Origin of the sequence: Enterobacter sp. T2 (assembly GCF_010692925.1) — a bacterium.
Taxonomy (GTDB): Bacteria; Pseudomonadota; Gammaproteobacteria; order Enterobacterales; family Enterobacteriaceae; genus Enterobacter; species Enterobacter kobei.
The window spans coordinates 4,147,614-4,164,088 of sequence record NZ_CP048736.1 but is presented as its reverse complement, the minus strand read 5'-3'; the positions used below and the strand labels follow the sequence as shown (position 1 = coordinate 4,164,088).

Genomic DNA, 16,475 nt, shown 5'->3' with positions numbered 1-16,475 from the left:
ATTGCGGTGTGGCCAACACTGTTCCCTGTTAATTGGCTGGTTAGCAAGCACTAACTTACAAAATAACGAAGTGAATCCAATTGTAACAAAGCCCAACGTTCTGCGTCACAGAATTTGCAGGGTGAGGTGATTTTGGCGTAAGCCCTGGAAGTGAGCGAGGGGATTTACAAAGGCTGACACTATATATGTTTTGCTTACCCACTTAAGCCGGAAGGCGCAGCGAAGCGCCTGCCAGCAGAAAGGTCATCTATTTTGCGGCACTGGGTGCCGTATCAAGATGAACCACTGGATTATCAGCAAAAAGATAGCGGTCCGCGTTAAATTCGAAGTCGTCGCTGGTTTCATTGAACAGCATCTGCTTGGTGTTTTCCAGATGTTGCCACATCGCCAGTTTTGCCGCGTGAGGATCTTTACGAATCAGCGCTTTAAGGATTTGATCATGATCGTCACACCAGTTGTCGACGGTGCGGGAATCGATATGATCGTGCAGTTTTTTCCAGTAAGGGTTGTGAACGCGCTGAGTCCACATTTTCTCAACGATTGCCGCCAGCGCCGTATTCTGGGTTGCCAGCGCAACCTGGACGTGAAACTGCAGGTCCCACTCAGAATCCCGGAAACATTTTTCTTTGCGGGCGTTCTCCTGGATTTCCATTAACTTCATGATGTCCTGCTTGGTCACCTGCGTCGCGGCAAATTCGGCAATATTGCTTTCGATTAACTGGCGAGCCTGGAGCAGCTCAAACGGACCATAGCTGGCGAATTCCAGACTTTCATCCGTTACCGGAGAGTGTTTAGGCTGATTGGAAATCACATGAATACCGGAGCCTTTGCGGACCTCAACATAGCCTTCCACTTCAAGCATGATAATGGCTTCACGCACGACGGTACGGCTCACGCTTTTTTCATCGGCAATGAAACGCTCGGCGGGAAGTTTATCACCGACAAGATAGACGCCTTGCTCGATGCGATCTTTCAGCTCCGCAGCAAGTTGTTGATATAAACGACGTGGTTCGGTGATGTCCATATGCGCTCCAGGCAGGGTACGGCAGATGATTTGTTATACCACTTCTGCGTGCCACTCTCCAGATTTTGACATGAAAAAAGCCGCTACGGAGCGGCCTTTAATGCCCGGCGGCGCTTCGCTTGCACGGGCCTACGGGGTTTGTAGGCCGGGTAAGGCGAAGCCGCCACCCGGCACAGCGATGCTAACTCTGCGTGGCCGGTTTCCCGAGCGTCTCTTTCTGCAGCTCCTCGGCGGATTTGTTTTTCAGTACCGTCCAGATCACTACCGCACCCATCAGGTCGAAGACGGCCAGCACGGCGAACAGCGGGCTAAAGCCGATGGTGTCTGCCAGGGCACCCACTACCAGCGCAAACAGCGTACTTGCAGTCCATGCCGCCATCCCGGTCAGGCCGTTAGCGGTGGCGACTTCATTACGGCCGAAGACGTCAGACGAGAGCGTAATCAGCGCGCCGGAAAGTGACTGGTGAGCAAAACCGCCAACGCACAGCAGCGCGATAGCCACGTAAGGGCTGGTGAACAGGCCAATCATCCCCGGTCCAATCATCAGCAGCGCGCCCATGGTCACGACCATTTTACGGGAGACAATCAGGTTCACACCAAACCAGCGCTGGAACAGCGGGGGCAGGTAGCCACCCACGATACAGCCCAGATCGGCGAACAGCATCGGCATCCAGGCGAACATCGCGATCTCTTTCAGGTTAAAGCCGTAGACTTTAAACATGAACAGCGGGATCCACGCGTTGAACGTCCCCCAGGCAGGCTCAGCGAGGAAGCGCGGCAGGGCAATACCCCAGAACTGACGGGTGCCCAGGATCTGCCAGACGGACAGTTTCTTGCCGTTGTTGACCTGATGCTGCGCTTCCTGACCGCCAATAATGTATTCGCGTTCTTCTTCGGAGAGTTTTTTCTGGTCGCGCGGATGCTTGTAGAAAATCAGCCACGCCATTGCCCATGCGAAGCTCAGCACGCCTGAGATAATGAACGCCAGCTGCCAGCTGTGCATCACGATAGCCCACACCACCAGCGGCGGTGCAATCATCGCGCCAATCGACGACCCCACGTTGAAGTATCCGACAGCAATGGAACGCTCTTTCGCCGGGAACCATTCGGAGCTGGCTTTCAGCCCTGCCGGGATCATTGCCGCTTCGGCGGCACCTACTGCACCACGCGCCAGCGCGAGCCCGCCCCAGCTGCCTGCCAGCGCCGTTGCGCCACAGAAAATGGCCCAGGTGACGGCGAAGAAGGCATAGCCGATTTTGGTGCCTAAAATATCCAGAACATAGCCAGCAACCGGCTGCATAATGGTATAAGCCGCGGAGTAGGCCGCAATGATGTAGGAATATTGCTGGGTTGAAATGTGCAGCTCTTCCATTAGCGTAGGCGCCGCCGCCGCTATGGTGTTACGCGTCAGGTAGCCCAGCACGGTGCCCAGCGTCACCAGTGCGATCATATACCAACGTAACCCTTTAATTTTACGCATCTAAAACCTCATCGTTATGTTATTTCCGTGCCAGAGCACGACAACCTCTCAACCGTTTCCGGGAGCAGCTGTGTAACGGGAGGGGCGTAGCCGGAAGGTGGTTCCGGAACGGCCCGAACTTTGCCATCAGTAAGCGTCTTTCAGTCGGTATCCGTACCGTTAAATCCGATGTTTCACACCGGCAATTCATTCCGTCGGCTTATGGTTTGCGACGGCGAAAAGATAACTTGTCATACAACTTTAAAAGGTGAGTGATATCACAAATGTATGATTATTTGTGTGGGCATTCTGCTTTGCGGATGAAGCCAGTGCTGGCGCGGGATGGAGAAGAGTTTACGTCATTCAGGGGGATTTATTTGTTGGCGTTTATTGATCTTACTCACGAAAAAAACGTCTGCTGATGGAAATTGGTGTGATAACTTTGCAGCATATGAACATACGCTTTCTGACGCTCCCGTAATGAGGATGACGATAATGACGCCGTTTATGACTGACGATTTTCTGCTAGATACCGAATTTGCTCGCCGTCTGTATCATGACTATGCCAAAGACCAGCCGATTTTCGACTACCACTGCCACTTGCCGCCGCAGCAGGTTGCCGAAAATTACCGTTTCAAAAACCTGTATGACATCTGGCTGAAGGGTGACCACTATAAATGGCGTGCGATGCGCACCAACGGTGTGGCTGAGCGCCTGTGTACCGGCGACGCCAGCGACCGCGAGAAGTTTGACGCCTGGGCCGCGACCGTTCCACACACGATCGGCAACCCGCTCTTTCACTGGACCCATCTGGAACTGCGCCGTCCGTTTGGCATCACCGGCAAACTGCTTTCACCTGCCACTGCGGATGAAATCTGGGACCAGTGCAACGAACTGCTGGCGCAGGATAACTTCTCCGCACGCGGTATCATGAAGCAGATGAACGTGAAGATGGTGGGTACCACCGACGATCCCATTGACTCCCTGGAACATCACGCTGTCGTGGCGAAAGATACCTCTTTCGATATTAAAGTGTTGCCAAGCTGGCGCCCGGACAAAGCTTTCAACATCGAACAGGCCACCTTCAACGATTACATGGCGAAGCTGGCAGAGGTGTCCGATACCGATATCCGCCGTTTCGCCGATCTGCAAACCGCGCTGACCAAACGTCTGGATCACTTTGCGGCACATGGCTGTAAAGTCTCTGACCATGCGCTGGACGTGGTGCTGTTTGCGGACGCCAGCGAAGCCGAGCTGGACAGCATTCTGGCGCGTCGTCTCTCGGGTGAAACGCTTAACGAGCACGACGTGGCGCAGTTTAAAACGGCGGTGCTGGTGTTCCTCGGTGCGGAATACGCCCGTCGCGGCTGGGTACAGCAGTACCACATCGGCGCGCTGCGCAACAACAACCAGCGTCAGTTCAAACTGCTCGGTGCTGACGTGGGCTTTGACTCCATCAACGATCGCCCGCTGGCGGAAGAGTTATCTAAACTGCTGAGCAAACAGAACGAACAAAACCTGCTGCCCAAAACCATCCTGTACTGCCTGAACCCGCGCGATAACGAAGTGCTGGGCACCATGATTGGCAACTTCCAGGGCGAAGGGATGCCGGGCAAGATGCAGTTCGGTTCCGGCTGGTGGTTCAACGACCAGAAAGATGGCATGGAGCGTCAGATGACGCAGCTGGCACAGCTTGGCCTGCTGAGCCGCTTTGTCGGCATGCTGACTGACAGCCGCAGCTTTCTGTCCTATACGCGCCATGAATATTTCCGCCGCATTTTGTGCCAGATGATTGGCCGTTGGGTTCACGCAGGCGAAGCGCCAGCCGATATCCAGCTGCTGGGCGACATGGTGAAAAACATCTGCTTTAACAATGCGCGTGACTACTTCGCCATTGAACTGAACTAAGGCCGTCTGAGGTTGATATGCAATACATCAAAATCCATTCGCTGGATAACGTTGCCGTCGCGCTGGCAGATTTAACCGAAGGGACGGAAGTGACCTTCAACAACCAGTCGGTGACGTTACGCCAGGCCGTTGGGCGTGGACACAAGTTTGCCCTGATCCCCATTGCGAAAGGGGAGAACGTGGTGAAGTACGGCTTGCCCATCGGTCATGCACTGGCGGATATTGCGCCGGGTGAATATATTCATTCCCACAACACCCGCACAAATCTGAGCGATCTTGACGAGTACAGCTATCAACCTGATTTTCAGGTGGAAGAAGAGCAGGCGGCGGATCGGGACGTGCAGATCTACCGTCGTGCGAACGGTGAGGTGGGGATCCGCAACGAGCTGTGGATCCTTCCAACCGTCGGCTGCGTGAACGGCATTGCACGCCAGATCCAGACGCGTTTTCTGAAAGAAACTCACGATGCTGAAGGTACCGACGGCGTACATCTCTTCAGCCATACCTACGGCTGTTCGCAGCTCGGCGACGACCATATCAACACCCGCACCATGCTGCAAAACATGGTGCGCCACCCTAACGCGGGAGCGGTGCTGGTGATTGGCCTCGGCTGTGAAAACAACCAGGTCGATGCCTTCCGCGACACGCTGGGCGAATTTGACCCGGCGCGCGTTCATTTTATGGTATGTCAGCACCAGGATGACGAAGTGGAGGCGGGCGTGGAACATCTGCACCAGCTGTACGAGGTGATGCGTCACGATAAACGCCAGCCGGGCAAGCTAAGCGAGCTGAAGTTTGGTCTGGAGTGCGGCGGGTCCGATGGCCTGTCCGGCATCACGGCGAACCCGATGCTGGGCCGCTTCTCGGATTACGTGATCGCTAACGGCGGCACAACGGTGCTGACCGAGGTGCCGGAAATGTTCGGCGCAGAGCGCATTCTGATGAGCCACTGCCGCGACGAAGAGACGTTTGAGAAGACCGTCACCATGGTGAACGACTTCAAACAGTACTTCATCGCCCATAATCAGCCGATTTATGAGAACCCGTCGCCGGGTAACAAAGCGGGCGGGATCACGACGCTTGAAGAGAAATCCCTCGGCTGTACCCAGAAAGCGGGGGCAAGCCGGGTCGTGGACGTCCTGCGTTACGGCGAGCGCCTGAAAACCCACGGTCTGAACCTGCTGAGCGCACCGGGTAACGATGCGGTCGCCACCAGCGCGCTGGCGGGGGCAGGCTGCCACATGGTGCTGTTCAGTACCGGTCGCGGCACGCCGTACGGTGGTTTTGTGCCGACGGTCAAAATCGCGACCAACAGCGAGCTGGCGGCGAAGAAAAAGCACTGGATTGATTTCGACGCAGGCCAACTGATTCACGGCAAAGCGATGCCGCAGCTGCTGACGGAGTTTGTGGACGCCATCGTGGCGTTTGCCAGCGGCAGACAGACCTGCAATGAGAAGAACGATTTTCGCGAGCTGGCGATCTTTAAGAGTGGTGTGACGCTTTAGGTTGAGTGCGGGCTGGTGCCCTCACCCCGGCCCTCTCCCACGGGGAGAGGGTGAAAACATTAAAAGCGGCAACCAGAGGTTGCCGCTTTGCTGTTAACCTCGCAGAGCGTTCTTCGCTAAACGCGCGTCTTCCGCCTGACAGGCCGCTGCGGTGAACAGCACATCGGTTGAGGAGTTCAGCGCCGTTTCGCAGGAGTCCTGCAATACGCCGATGATAAAGCCGACGGCCACAACCTGCATGGCGATCTCGTTCGGGATACCGAACATGTTACATGCCAGTGGGATCAGCAGCAGCGAGCCACCCGCCACGCCGGACGCGCCACAGGCACACAGAGAAGCCACCACGCTCAGCAGCAGCGCCGTTGGTAGATCGACCGGAACACCTAAGGTATGTACCGCTGCCAGGGTCAGCACGGTGATGGTGATTGCCGCGCCCGCCATGTTCACGGTCGCACCTAGCGGGATCGACACGGAATAGGTATCGCGGTCCAGATTCAGCTTCTCCGCCAGCGCCATGTTAACCGGGATATTTGCCGCAGAGCTGCGGGTGAAGAAGGCATACACACCGCTCTCACGCAGGCAGGTTAGCACCAGCGGATACGGGTTGCGGCGGATCTGCCAGAACACCAGCAGCGGGTTGATCACCAGCGCCACCAGCAGCATACAGCCGACCAGAACAACCAGCAGCTGCGCGTAGCCCCACAGCGCGTCGAAACCGGTGGTAGCCAGCGTGGAGGAGACCAGCCCGAAAATACCGATTGGCGCAAAACGAATCACCAGTTTCACCATAAAGGTGACGGCATTCGATAAATCGTTGACCAGATTTTTCGTGGTCTCGTTGCCGTGACGCAGCGCGAAGCCCAGACCAATCGCCCAGACCAGGATGCCGATGTAGTTCGCGTTCATCAGCGCCGTGATGGGGTTGGATACCATGCTCATCAGCAGACCGCGCAGCACTTCCACAATGCCGGACGGCGGTGTGATGTCACCGGCCGCGCTGGTCAGGTGCAGCGTAGACGGGAACAGGAAGCTAAATACCACGGCCGTTAAGGCAGCGGAGAAGGTTCCCAGAAGATACAGGAACAGAATAGGGCGAATGTTGGTTTTTTGTCCGTGCTGGTGGTTGGCAATGGAGGCCATGACCAGCATCAGAACCAGAACCGGTGCGACGGCCTTCAGGGCGCCAACAAAGAGGGTGCCGAGAAGCCCGGTGGCTTCTGCAGCGGGTTTTGACACCATTGCCAGCAGAATGCCCAGTACCAACCCGACGAGAATTTGTTTAACGAGGCTGCCCTGCGCCAGGCGCGCGAACAGACCGCTTGATTGTGTGCTCATACGTTATTCCTGAGTGAAATTGCGTTCCATCCTGTATGTGCTCTAAGTCACATTTATGTCCGGATGTAAGTATTTGTTTGCCTGGTTGAGTATCAGGGAAAGCAGGGCAAGGCGGAAGAGTAAAATGCTGGATTTTACGTGTTGCGTCATGTTTTTTAACTATTGGTTAACGGAAGTGCCGGGTGGCGCTGCGCTTACCCGGCAAAACGCACTAAACCTGCTGCTTCTTATCGTGCTGGCGGTTAACCCAGGTATTGATAATCAGCGTCACGATCAGAATGCCGAACACCACGCCGAGCGAGATAGCGATCGGGATATGGTAGAAATCGACGATCAGCATCTTGATACCGATGAACACGAGGATCACCGACAGGCCATACTTCAGCATCGAGAAGCGCTCTGCGGCACCTGCCAGCAGGAAGTACATGGCGCGCAGGCCAAGGATCGCGAACAGGTTAGAGGTCAGGACGATGAACGGATCTGTCGTCACCGCAAAGATGGCCGGAATGCTGTCTACGGCGAAAATCACGTCGCTCAGCTCAACCAGAATCAGCACCAGCAGCAGCGGGGTGGCAAACAGCAGACCGTTCTTGCGCACGAAGAAGTGCTCACTCTCGATCTTATCCGTCATGCGCAGGTGGCTGCGGATCCACTTGACCAGCGGCTTTTCGCCAATACCGGTTTCATCTTCCTTCGCCAGCGCCATTTTGACCCCGGTGAACAGCAGGAACGCGCCGAAGACGTACAGCAGCCATTCGAACTGGGTAATCAGCCAGCTACCGGCGAAGATCATGATCGTACGCAGGATAATCGCACCCAGCACGCCATAGACCAGCACACGGCGCTGCAGTGACGCAGGCACGGCAAAGTAACTGAACAGCATCAGCCAGACGAAGACGTTATCGACCGCGAGGGCTTTTTCAATCAGATAGCCGGTGAGGAAGGCGAGCGCCTGAGGATCGGCCACCGCGCGGCCTTCGGTTGAGGCCAGGTACCACCAGAAGGCAGCACAGAAGAGCAGAGAGAGGGTGACCCATACCAGGGACCAGACGGCGGCCTGCTTTATGGACATGCCGTGCTCACCGCGACGCCCCTGCAAAAAGAGGTCGATCGCCAGCATGATGAGCACGACAACCGCGAATCCGCCCCACAACATTGGAGTGCCGACAGAATGCATACTATTTTCCTTACACATAAAAAACAAAAACGGCTATGGTCAGAAGACGATAGCCGTTAGCTTTTTATGCATAGACCTCGCCTTCCGGCAAGGTCTCACTTACAACCACGAAGGTTGCCCGGCGACCGGATGCGATTTTGCACGCATCGTAATGACGATCCACCGGCGAAGAAGTTACTCCCCTTTGCAGGTAACAAAATATGTCAGACCATCGGTTTCGTCAATGGTCTGCGCCTTTTCATTACACAGCTTTACGCGATAGCCTCTGCGCCCACGCCGTCTGCCGGGAACACCACGCCGGTCTGACGGCGGATCTCCGTTTGCAGCTTCGCCGTGGTGCGGCTCACCGCGAGGCCCGGGTGATTCACTTCGTTGTCTTCCACGAGACGGGCGAAGACCTCTGCCTCATAGAGCATAGTGTTAATATGCTGAGGCTGCGTCAGCTCCTGCGCTTTACCGCCGCGCGGCACAAAGCTCACTTTCTGACACTCGGAGATCTTCTCAATCACCAGCGACCCGGCTTCGCCCTGAATTTCGCTCGGCAGCACAGAATCACTGACTTTAGAGTGCTGCAGCGTGACGCTGAAATCGCCGTAATCCAGCACCACGACCCCGTGCGCATCCACACCGCTTTCCAGCAGGCTGGCCGTGGCCGTGACGCCGTGCGGCTCGCCCCACAGCGCGATTGCAGAGGCCAGGCAGTAAAAACCAATATCCATAATCGAGCCGTTAGAGAAGGCCGGGTTAAAGGTATTGGGGTTCTCGCCGTCCAGATAACGCTGATAGCGCGACGAGTACTGGCAATAGTTGATGAAGGCTTTACGCACTTTGCCTGTTTTCGGCAGCGACTGCTGCAATAGCAGGAAATTCGGCAGGCTGGCCGTTTTGAACGCTTCGAACAGCACCACCTGGTTTTCGCGGGCAAGCGCGATGGCGGCTTCCACTTCCTGGATATTCGACGCCAGCGGCTTCTCGCAAATCACATGCTTTTTATGGCTGAGAAACAGCTTCGTTTGGGGGAAGTGCAGGGCGTTTGGGCTGGCGATATAGACCGCGTCTATGGCGTCGCTTTGCGCCATCTCGTCGAGAGAGGTGAAGAGATGCTCGACGAGGTAATCATTCGCAAAACTCTGCGCCTGCTCAAGGCTGCGGGAATAGACTGCGGTGAGTTTAAGTTTGCCGGTTTCGTGGGCGGCGTCGACGAACTGGCGCGTGATCCAGTTCGTTCCAATGACTGCGAAACGTATCATAAACGTTTACGTACTCCGTAGCGGGGAACCTTTACCCACTGTAGCACGTCATCATGACAATTCGCGTGCGTTACTGCGCATTACTCTTTAACGATAAATGCGTCAGCCACAGCCGGGTATCAAACTCCAGCTGGTGGTACTGCGGCTCCATGTGGCAGCACAGGGAATAGAACGCTTTGTCATGCTCTTTCTCTTTCAGGTGCGCCAGCTCATGGACCACGATCATCCGCAGAAAGGCTTCCGGTGCGTTACGGAAAACCGTCGCCACGCGGATCTCGGCTTTGGCTTTCAGCTTGCCGCCCTGCACGCGGGAGATAGCGGTGTGCAGGCCGAGCGCGTTTTTCAGAACGTGGATTTTGTTGTCGTACATCACCTTGTTGATCGGCGGCGCGCTCTTCAGATACCGGCTTTTCAGATCCTGCGTATACTGCCAGAGGGCTTTATCGGTCGTGAAATCGTGCGTACCGGGGTAGCGTTTTTCCAGCACCGCGCCCAGCTTCTGCTCGGCAATCAGGCTGCGAACCTGAGAAAGTAAATGCTCCGGGTAGCCCTGGAGATAAGTAAGTTGGTTCATCAACGCCCCAAATCGACAATAAAACGGGTATACTCACGCACCCTTTTCAGGGATACGCCAAATTTTACCATTCAGGAGGGCCGATGAGCCACTTAGACAACGGTTTCCGTTCACTCAACCTTAAACGTTTCCCGGAAACGGACGACGTTAACCCGCTTCAGGCGTGGGAAGCGGCGGATGAGTATCTGCTGCAGCAGTTGGATGATACCGAAATCCTCGGGCCGGTTCTGATCCTGAATGATGCATTCGGCGCGCTGGGCTGCGCCCTGGCGGAGCACAAACCTTACAGCATCGGCGATTCTTACTTAAGCGAGCTGGCGACGCGTGAAAACCTGCGCCATAACGAAATCGACGAATCCAGCGTGAAGTTCCTCGACAGCACCGCGGAGCACCCGCAGGCGCCGGGTGTGGTGCTGATTAAAGTGCCAAAAACCATGGCGCTGCTGGAGCAACAGCTGCGCGCGCTGCGAAAAGTCGTCACGCCAGAAACCCGTATTATCGCGGGTGCCAAGGCACGCGATATCCACACGTCGACGCTGGAGCTGTTCGAGAAAGTCCTCGGTCCAACCACCACTACGCTTGCCTGGAAAAAAGCGCGCCTGATCAACTGTACGTTTAGCGCACCGGAGCTGGCCGACGCGCCAGAGACGCTGAGCTGGAAGCTGGAAGGCACCGACTGGACCATCCACAACCATGCGAACGTCTTCTCCCGTACCGGCCTGGATATCGGCGCACGCTTCTTTATGGAACATCTGCCGGAAAATCTGGAAGGGGAGATCGTCGACCTGGGCTGCGGGAACGGTGTGATTGGCCTGACGCTGCTGGCGAAAAACCCGGACGCCAGCGTGGTGTTTAGCGACGAATCGCCAATGGCGGTGGCCTCCAGCCGTCTGAACGTGGAAACTAACCTGCCAGAGGCGCTGGATCGCTGCGAGTTTATGATCAACAACGCGCTCTCCGGCGTGGAGCCGTTCCGCTTCAACGCCGTGTTCTGTAACCCGCCGTTCCATCAGAAGCATGCCCTGACGGATAACGTTGCCTGGGAGATGTTCCACCACGCGCGCCGCTGTCTGAAAATCAACGGCGAGCTGTATATCGTGGCGAACCGCCACCTGGACTACTTCCACAAGCTGAAGAAAATTTTCGGCAACTGCGTCACCATCGCGACGAACAACAAGTTTGTGGTGCTGAAGGCGGTGAAGCTGGGGCGTCGTCGTTAAGGTTGTTTTGCCTGGCGGCGCTGCGCTTGCACAGGCCTACGGTTTTGTAGGCCCGGTAAGCGCAGCGCCACCGGGCAAGAAATCAAATCGCTAATGCCAGCTTCGTCCCCTGTGCAATCGCCCGCCGTGCGTCCAGCTCCATCGCCACATCGCATCCGCCAATCAAATGCACCGTTCTTCCGGCTTCGCGCAGCGGATCCGCCAGATCCCTTCTCGGCTCCTGCCCGGCACACAAAATCACATGATCCACGCGCAACAGCTGCGGTTCGCCGCCGATCGTAACGTGCAGACCCTCGTCGTCGATCTTTTCGTAGCTCACCGCCGGGATCATCTTCACCCCGCGTGAAAGCAGGGTTGCCCGGTGGATCCAGCCCGTGGTTTTACCCAGTCCTTCGCCCGGCTTGCTGGCTTTACGCTGCAGCATCACAATCTGACGAGGGCTTTTCGGCAATTGCGGTCCTTCCGGACGCAGGCCGCCGGACTGGCTCAGGCTGGTGTCGATACCCCATTCCACGCAAAACTCGGCAATGTTCTGGCTGGTAGCCTCACCCGGCTGGCTTAAGTACATGGCGGTATCAAAGCCAATTCCGCCGCAGCCGATAATCGCTACGCTTTTCCCGACCGGCACTTTGTCACGCAATACGTCGAGATAGCTCAGCACTTTTGGATGATCGATACCTGCGATCGCAGGCGTTCGCGGTACGATCCCGCTTGCCAGGATCACCTCATCAAAACCGATCAGATCCGCCGCGCTGACAAACTGATTGAGCCGGAGCTCGACGCCCGTCAGGTCGATCATCCGGCGGTAGTAGCGCAGGGTCTCGTAGAACTCCTCTTTGCCGGGGATCTGTTTGGCGATATTAAACTGCCCGCCAATCTCGCCTGCGGCGTCAAAAAGCGTCACGCTGTGGCCGCGCGAGGCGGCATTCACTGCAAACGCCAGGCCCGCCGGGCCTGCGCCCACGACGGCCAGGCGTTTTATGCTGGCCGCCGGAACGATCGGCATTTTAGTTTCGTGGCAGGCTCGCGGGTTGACGAGGCAGGAGGTCACCTTGCCGACGAAGATCTGATCCAGGCAGGCCTGGTTACAGCCGATGCAGGTGTTGATCTCATCCGCGCGTCCGCTTTGCGCTTTGGACAGCAGCTCGGCATCCGCAAGGAACGGCCGCGCCATCGACACCATGTCGGCATCGCCGCGCGATATCACATCGTCCGCCACCTGCGGGTCGTTAATGCGGTTGGTGGTGACCAGCGGAACAGACACTTTGCCTTTCAGCTTGCGCGTCACCCAGCTGAATGCCGCGCGCGGCACCGGTGTGGCGATGGTCGGAATACGGGCTTCGTGCCAGCCAATCCCGGTGTTAATGAGGGTGGCACCAGCGGCTTCAATCGCCTGCGCCAGCTGCACGGTTTCGTCGAACGTCCCGCCGCCCTCCACCAGGTCGAGCATCGACAGGCGGAAGATGATAATAAAATCTGTTCCTGTTCGTTCGCGCACCGCACGCACAACTTCAACGGCAAAGCGCATGCGGCGGACATAGTCGCCGCCCCATTCGTCCTCGCGCTGGTTAGTGCGGGCGGCAAGGAATTCGTTGATCAGATAACCTTCTGAGCCCATAACTTCGACGCCGTCATAACCTGCTTCACGCGCCAGCGCCGCGCAGCGGGCGAAGTCGTCAATCAGCGCTATGATCTCGTCGTGGCTGAGGGCATGCGGTGTGAAGCGGTTAATCGGCGCCTGAATGGCCGACGGCGCGACCAGTTTCGGCTGATAGCTGTAGCGCCCGGTGTGCAGGATTTGCAGGGCGATTTTGCCGCCCTCTTTGTGAACCGCGTCGGTAACGATACGGTGATGTGCAAGCTGGCTCGCATCGTTCAACACCGCGCCACCTTCCATCGTCACGCCTGAAGACGCAGGTGCTACGCCACCGGTGACAATCAGCGCCACGCCATGCCGCGCGCGCTCGGCGTAGAAGGCCGCCAGACGCTCGGCACCGTCCGGACGCTCTTCCAGCCCAGTGTGCATCGAGCCCATTAACACGCGGTTTTTAAGGGTGGTGAACCCCAGATCCAGGGGGGCGAACAACGACGGGTAGCGGCTCATAGTCTCTTCCAGTGTAAAATTATTGTTATGTGGTCGGATGAGTTACTAATTTAGCCAGCGGCAGCGGAAAGGTAAAAGCGGGATCGAATGATTGTGATAGATCTCAAAGAACTTCCCCGGTGGCGCTGCGCTTACCAGGGCTACAAAACCCCAGAACGGATAAGCGCAGCGCCATCCGGCGTTTTTTACGGCGCCGCTACCCGTACCAATCCCGGGGCCTGCCACATCGATGTGGTCAGCCCGCTATCCACCAGCCCAAGCTGGTCGGCATACACCGCCTGCCATTTTTGCATCATGCCGTCATACAGCTCACGATGCTGGGGATTTGGCGTGAACTCACGGCTCCACTTCACCAGCCGCTCGCCCGTTGAGGCCATATCTGCAAATAATCCCGCGCCTGCGCCTGCCGCAATCGCGCAGCCGAGCGCTGTCGCCTCTTTCACTTCCGGCACGCGTACCGGCAGTCCGGTGACGTCGCTTAAGATCTGACTCCACAGGGCGCCTTTTGCTCCTCCGCCCGCAAAAACTAAACTTTCAAACGTCACGCCGGAGAAGCGCGAAATCTGCGCCAGGTTGCAGGCCGAAACGATTGCCGCATTCTCTTCCAGGGCACGGAACAGTGTCGCTTTGTTGCACTTTTCCGGGTCGATAGAGAGGTTAATAAACGACGGCGCGGCGTGGTACCACTGCTTGAAATGCATCGCGTCGGAGAAGATCGGCATCACCCCGTGGGAGCCTGCCGGCACGCGGCTCGCCATCTCTTCCAGCAGGGTATAGGTGTCCACTCCCATCCGCCCGGCAATCAGCTTTTCTTCTGCGCAAAAGGCGTCGCGGAACCAGCGCATGGTCAGCCCGGTGAAGAAGCTGATCGACTCCGCCTGGGCCATGCCGGGGATGACGTGCGGGTTCACGCGGATATTCATATCGGGGTCGGTGCGCACCTGCGGCAGGTTCACCACCTGCTGCCAGAAGGTGCCGCCCAGCACCGCCGTTTGTCCGGCGCGGACCACTCCCAGCCCCAGGCAGCCCAGCTGTACATCGCCACCGCCCATTACCACCGGCGTGCCTTCGCGCAGGCCGCTTTGCTGCGCGGCTTCATGGGTAATGGCCCCCAGTACGCTGCCGGTCTCTTTCACCGGGGAGAGAATATCGGCGCGCAGCCCGGCCATGTCGAGCAGCGCCGGACGCCAGTCGCGGGAAAAGAGATCGAGCATGCCCGTGGTGCCCGCATTGGAGGGATCCACCGCCAGCTCGCCGGAAAGCTTCGCCGCCAGCCAGTCGCTGATCATGGTGATGGTCGCGGCCTTGCGGTAAATGTCGGGGCGATGGTGCGCCAGCCACAGAAGGCGCGGCATGGCGCTCAGGGCGAGAGTTTGCCCGGAGACGTCATACACTTCGGATTCAAAGCAGTTGTCGTGGATCTCTTTGAGCTCGGCCACCTCGCGGCTGGCGCGGGCGTCGACGTTGGCGCAGGCCCAGATGGCCTCGCCGTTGCGGTCGTACAGCACAATCCCTTCGCGCATGGAGCAGCAGGCAACGGACTGGATATCCGCCGCGGTCAGGTGCGCACGCTCCAGCGCCTGATGAATGCACTGGCAGGTCAGCCGCCAGTTGGTGTCGAGATCGAACTCCATCGATCCCGGTACGTTCTCCACGCTCAGGTGCTTCCACTCGGCCTGACCGACGGCAATCTGGTTGCCCTGTAAATCGAAAATCACGGCGCGAACGCTGCCGGTCCCTGCATCTAACGCTAAAAGGTAACTCATGAGCTTGCCTCGTTGTTAGCGCAGGGCATCCCCGTTACGTCAGGGCCAGCACCGCGCGGGCTGTCGTCTCCTCCGTCACCAGGCCATTGATACGGCGACCCTTAAGTGCGGCATAAATCGCATCGGCTTTCTCTTCCCCGCCGGCCACGCCAACGATGGTGGGCAGTTGCGCCAGTTCATCGAGCGTGACGCCGAGTAATTCTTTATGGATCTCCAGCTCCTCAACGCATTCCCCCTCGGCATTAAGGAAATAACCGAGAATGTCGCCGACTGCGCCTTTGCGGGCGTACATCAACTGTTCACCTTCGCTGATATAGCCGGAGCGCAGTATCGTGGCGTCACGGCGCTGGTTCACCGAACCTATGCCGACCACCGCCACGTCGGCGGCGGTGGCGGCGAGGATCACGTCCCGCACGCTGGTTTCGCGTTTTAAGATCCCGGCAACGGAGGCGGATGACACGCGCAGCGGGGCGGGGATCATGCTGACGCTGCAGGCCGCGTCCAGCTGGCCGATACCGGTCATATACGGCCCGACGCCGCCGGAGAGCGTCACCAGGCGGATCTGCTGCGAGCTGATAAAGCCGCTCAGGTGCTGCAGGCTGCTCATGGTCGTTTCACCAAATCCCACCGCCAACAGCTGGGCGGGCTCCAGCACGCCCATTAGCGACTGCGCCGCGCCAATGCCCAGCCGCACGTTCATCGGCGGCGTATTCAGGGCGGGCATCACGCGCACCAGCTTCAGCCCAAAGCGCTGCTGTAGTTCGGTTTCCAGCGCCAGACAGCCCTCGTAACGGGAGTTGATCTGCACGCGGATCACCCCGGACTGGCGGCCTTTCTCCAGCAGACGGGAGATCTTCAAACGCGGCAGCCCGAGTCGCTCACCGATGTCGTTCTGGGTCAGCCCGTCGTGGTAATAGCACCAGGCCACGCGCGCCACCAGCTCCTCTTCCGCCAGCGCCAGCCCGGCAAACCGTCCTTCTTCCGCAGTGCGTTTATCGCTCATAATTGAACTCTTATAAAAATTTAGATCATATGTTCGTGATGACGCGAAGGGAAAATGTGAGCCACGCGACAAAACGGATCTTTAAGCGGGTTTCTGTTTTATCTGGATCTTAATCAATAAAACTGTGATCCCTGCACGGTTGTAAATATA

Annotated in this window: 12 protein-coding genes; 3 read left to right on the top strand and 9 right to left on the bottom strand. The window is 57.5% G+C overall.

The features are described 5' to 3' along the window. Positions 1–247: 247 nt before the first annotated feature. Positions 248–1,024: a transcriptional regulator ExuR gene (exuR, locus tag G0034_RS19880; protein ID WP_014885325.1), complete on the bottom strand. Its 777-nt coding sequence runs from the start codon at positions 1,022–1,024 to the stop codon at positions 248–250. A gap of 181 nt (positions 1,025–1,205) precedes the next feature. Then, on the bottom strand, positions 1,206–2,504 hold the full coding sequence (locus G0034_RS19875; protein WP_023331362.1) for an MFS transporter: 1,299 nt from the start codon (positions 2,502–2,504) through the stop codon (positions 1,206–1,208). Between the two features lie 474 nt (positions 2,505–2,978). Here G0034_RS19875 and uxaC point away from each other — a divergent pair, with 474 nt between their 5' ends. Next, positions 2,979–4,391, top strand: a complete 1,413-nt coding sequence (uxaC, locus tag G0034_RS19870; RefSeq protein WP_014885323.1) for a glucuronate isomerase — start codon at positions 2,979–2,981, stop codon at positions 4,389–4,391. Positions 4,392–4,408: 17 nt separating this feature from the next. Next, a complete protein-coding gene (locus tag G0034_RS19865) occupies positions 4,409–5,896 on the top strand; it encodes a UxaA family hydrolase (protein WP_023331361.1) in 1,488 nt (495 codons plus the stop codon). 93 nt (positions 5,897–5,989) lie between these two features. Here the strand turns inward: G0034_RS19865 and sstT are convergent, their stop codons facing one another. The 4 genes from sstT to G0034_RS19845 all read right to left on the bottom strand — a co-directional run bounded on the left by sstT (position 5,990) and on the right by G0034_RS19845 (position 10,232). Beyond that, entirely contained in the window at positions 5,990–7,231 is a 1,242-nt protein-coding gene (gene sstT / locus G0034_RS19860; RefSeq protein ID WP_023331360.1) for a serine/threonine transporter SstT, read from the bottom strand. A gap of 211 nt (positions 7,232–7,442) precedes the next feature. After that, positions 7,443–8,408: a TerC family protein gene (locus G0034_RS19855; protein WP_023331359.1), complete on the bottom strand. Its 966-nt coding sequence runs from the start codon at positions 8,406–8,408 to the stop codon at positions 7,443–7,445. Positions 8,409–8,659: 251 nt separating this feature from the next. Further along, complete coding sequence (locus tag G0034_RS19850) at positions 8,660–9,658, bottom strand: Gfo/Idh/MocA family protein (protein WP_179121224.1); 999 nt, start codon at positions 9,656–9,658, stop codon at positions 8,660–8,662. A 70-nt stretch (positions 9,659–9,728) separates the two neighbouring features. Continuing rightward, positions 9,729–10,232: a YgjP-like metallopeptidase domain-containing protein gene (locus tag G0034_RS19845; protein ID WP_014885318.1), complete on the bottom strand. Its 504-nt coding sequence runs from the start codon at positions 10,230–10,232 to the stop codon at positions 9,729–9,731. A gap of 83 nt (positions 10,233–10,315) precedes the next feature. On the opposite strand from G0034_RS19845, the gene rlmG reads away from it, so the two are divergent. Beyond that, positions 10,316–11,452, top strand: coding sequence for a 23S rRNA (guanine(1835)-N(2))-methyltransferase RlmG (gene rlmG, locus G0034_RS19840; protein ID WP_179121223.1), 1,137 nt, complete (start codon positions 10,316–10,318; stop codon positions 11,450–11,452). 82 nt (positions 11,453–11,534) lie between these two features. Here the strand turns inward: rlmG and G0034_RS19835 are convergent, their stop codons facing one another. The 3 genes from G0034_RS19835 to lsrR all read right to left on the bottom strand — a co-directional run bounded on the left by G0034_RS19835 (position 11,535) and on the right by lsrR (position 16,325). Further along, complete coding sequence (locus G0034_RS19835) at positions 11,535–13,556, bottom strand: NADPH-dependent 2,4-dienoyl-CoA reductase (RefSeq protein ID WP_032635479.1); 2,022 nt, start codon at positions 13,554–13,556, stop codon at positions 11,535–11,537. Positions 13,557–13,741: 185 nt separating this feature from the next. Next, complete coding sequence (gene lsrK / locus G0034_RS19830) at positions 13,742–15,322, bottom strand: autoinducer-2 kinase (RefSeq protein WP_179121222.1); 1,581 nt, start codon at positions 15,320–15,322, stop codon at positions 13,742–13,744. Positions 15,323–15,356: 34 nt separating this feature from the next. Then, positions 15,357–16,325: a transcriptional regulator LsrR gene (gene lsrR, locus G0034_RS19825; RefSeq protein WP_179121221.1), complete on the bottom strand. Its 969-nt coding sequence runs from the start codon at positions 16,323–16,325 to the stop codon at positions 15,357–15,359. Positions 16,326–16,475: the final 150 nt, after the last annotated feature.

What these genes read in the sequence shown, in the direction of transcription:
- G0034_RS19875 (WP_023331362.1), bottom strand. Translation starts at nt 2,504, where the DNA reads ATGCGTAAAATTAAAGGGTTACGTTGGTATATGATCGCACTGGTGACG.
- G0034_RS19850 (WP_179121224.1), bottom strand. Translation starts at nt 9,658, where the DNA reads ATGATACGTTTCGCAGTCATTGGAACGAACTGGATCACGCGCCAGTTC.
- G0034_RS19865 (WP_023331361.1), top strand. Translation starts at nt 4,409, where the DNA reads ATGCAATACATCAAAATCCATTCGCTGGATAACGTTGCCGTCGCGCTG.
- G0034_RS19845 (WP_014885318.1), bottom strand. Translation starts at nt 10,232, where the DNA reads ATGAACCAACTTACTTATCTCCAGGGCTACCCGGAGCATTTACTTTCT.
- G0034_RS19855 (WP_023331359.1), bottom strand. Translation starts at nt 8,408, where the DNA reads ATGCATTCTGTCGGCACTCCAATGTTGTGGGGCGGATTCGCGGTTGTC.
- G0034_RS19835 (WP_032635479.1), bottom strand. Translation starts at nt 13,556, where the DNA reads ATGAGCCGCTACCCGTCGTTGTTCGCCCCCCTGGATCTGGGGTTCACC.
- lsrK (WP_179121222.1), bottom strand. Translation starts at nt 15,322, where the DNA reads ATGAGTTACCTTTTAGCGTTAGATGCAGGGACCGGCAGCGTTCGCGCC.
- uxaC (WP_014885323.1), top strand. Translation starts at nt 2,979, where the DNA reads ATGACGCCGTTTATGACTGACGATTTTCTGCTAGATACCGAATTTGCT.
- exuR (WP_014885325.1), bottom strand. Translation starts at nt 1,024, where the DNA reads ATGGACATCACCGAACCACGTCGTTTATATCAACAACTTGCTGCGGAG.
- rlmG (WP_179121223.1), top strand. Translation starts at nt 10,316, where the DNA reads ATGAGCCACTTAGACAACGGTTTCCGTTCACTCAACCTTAAACGTTTC.
- sstT (WP_023331360.1), bottom strand. Translation starts at nt 7,231, where the DNA reads ATGAGCACACAATCAAGCGGTCTGTTCGCGCGCCTGGCGCAGGGCAGC.
- lsrR (WP_179121221.1), bottom strand. Translation starts at nt 16,325, where the DNA reads ATGAGCGATAAACGCACTGCGGAAGAAGGACGGTTTGCCGGGCTGGCG.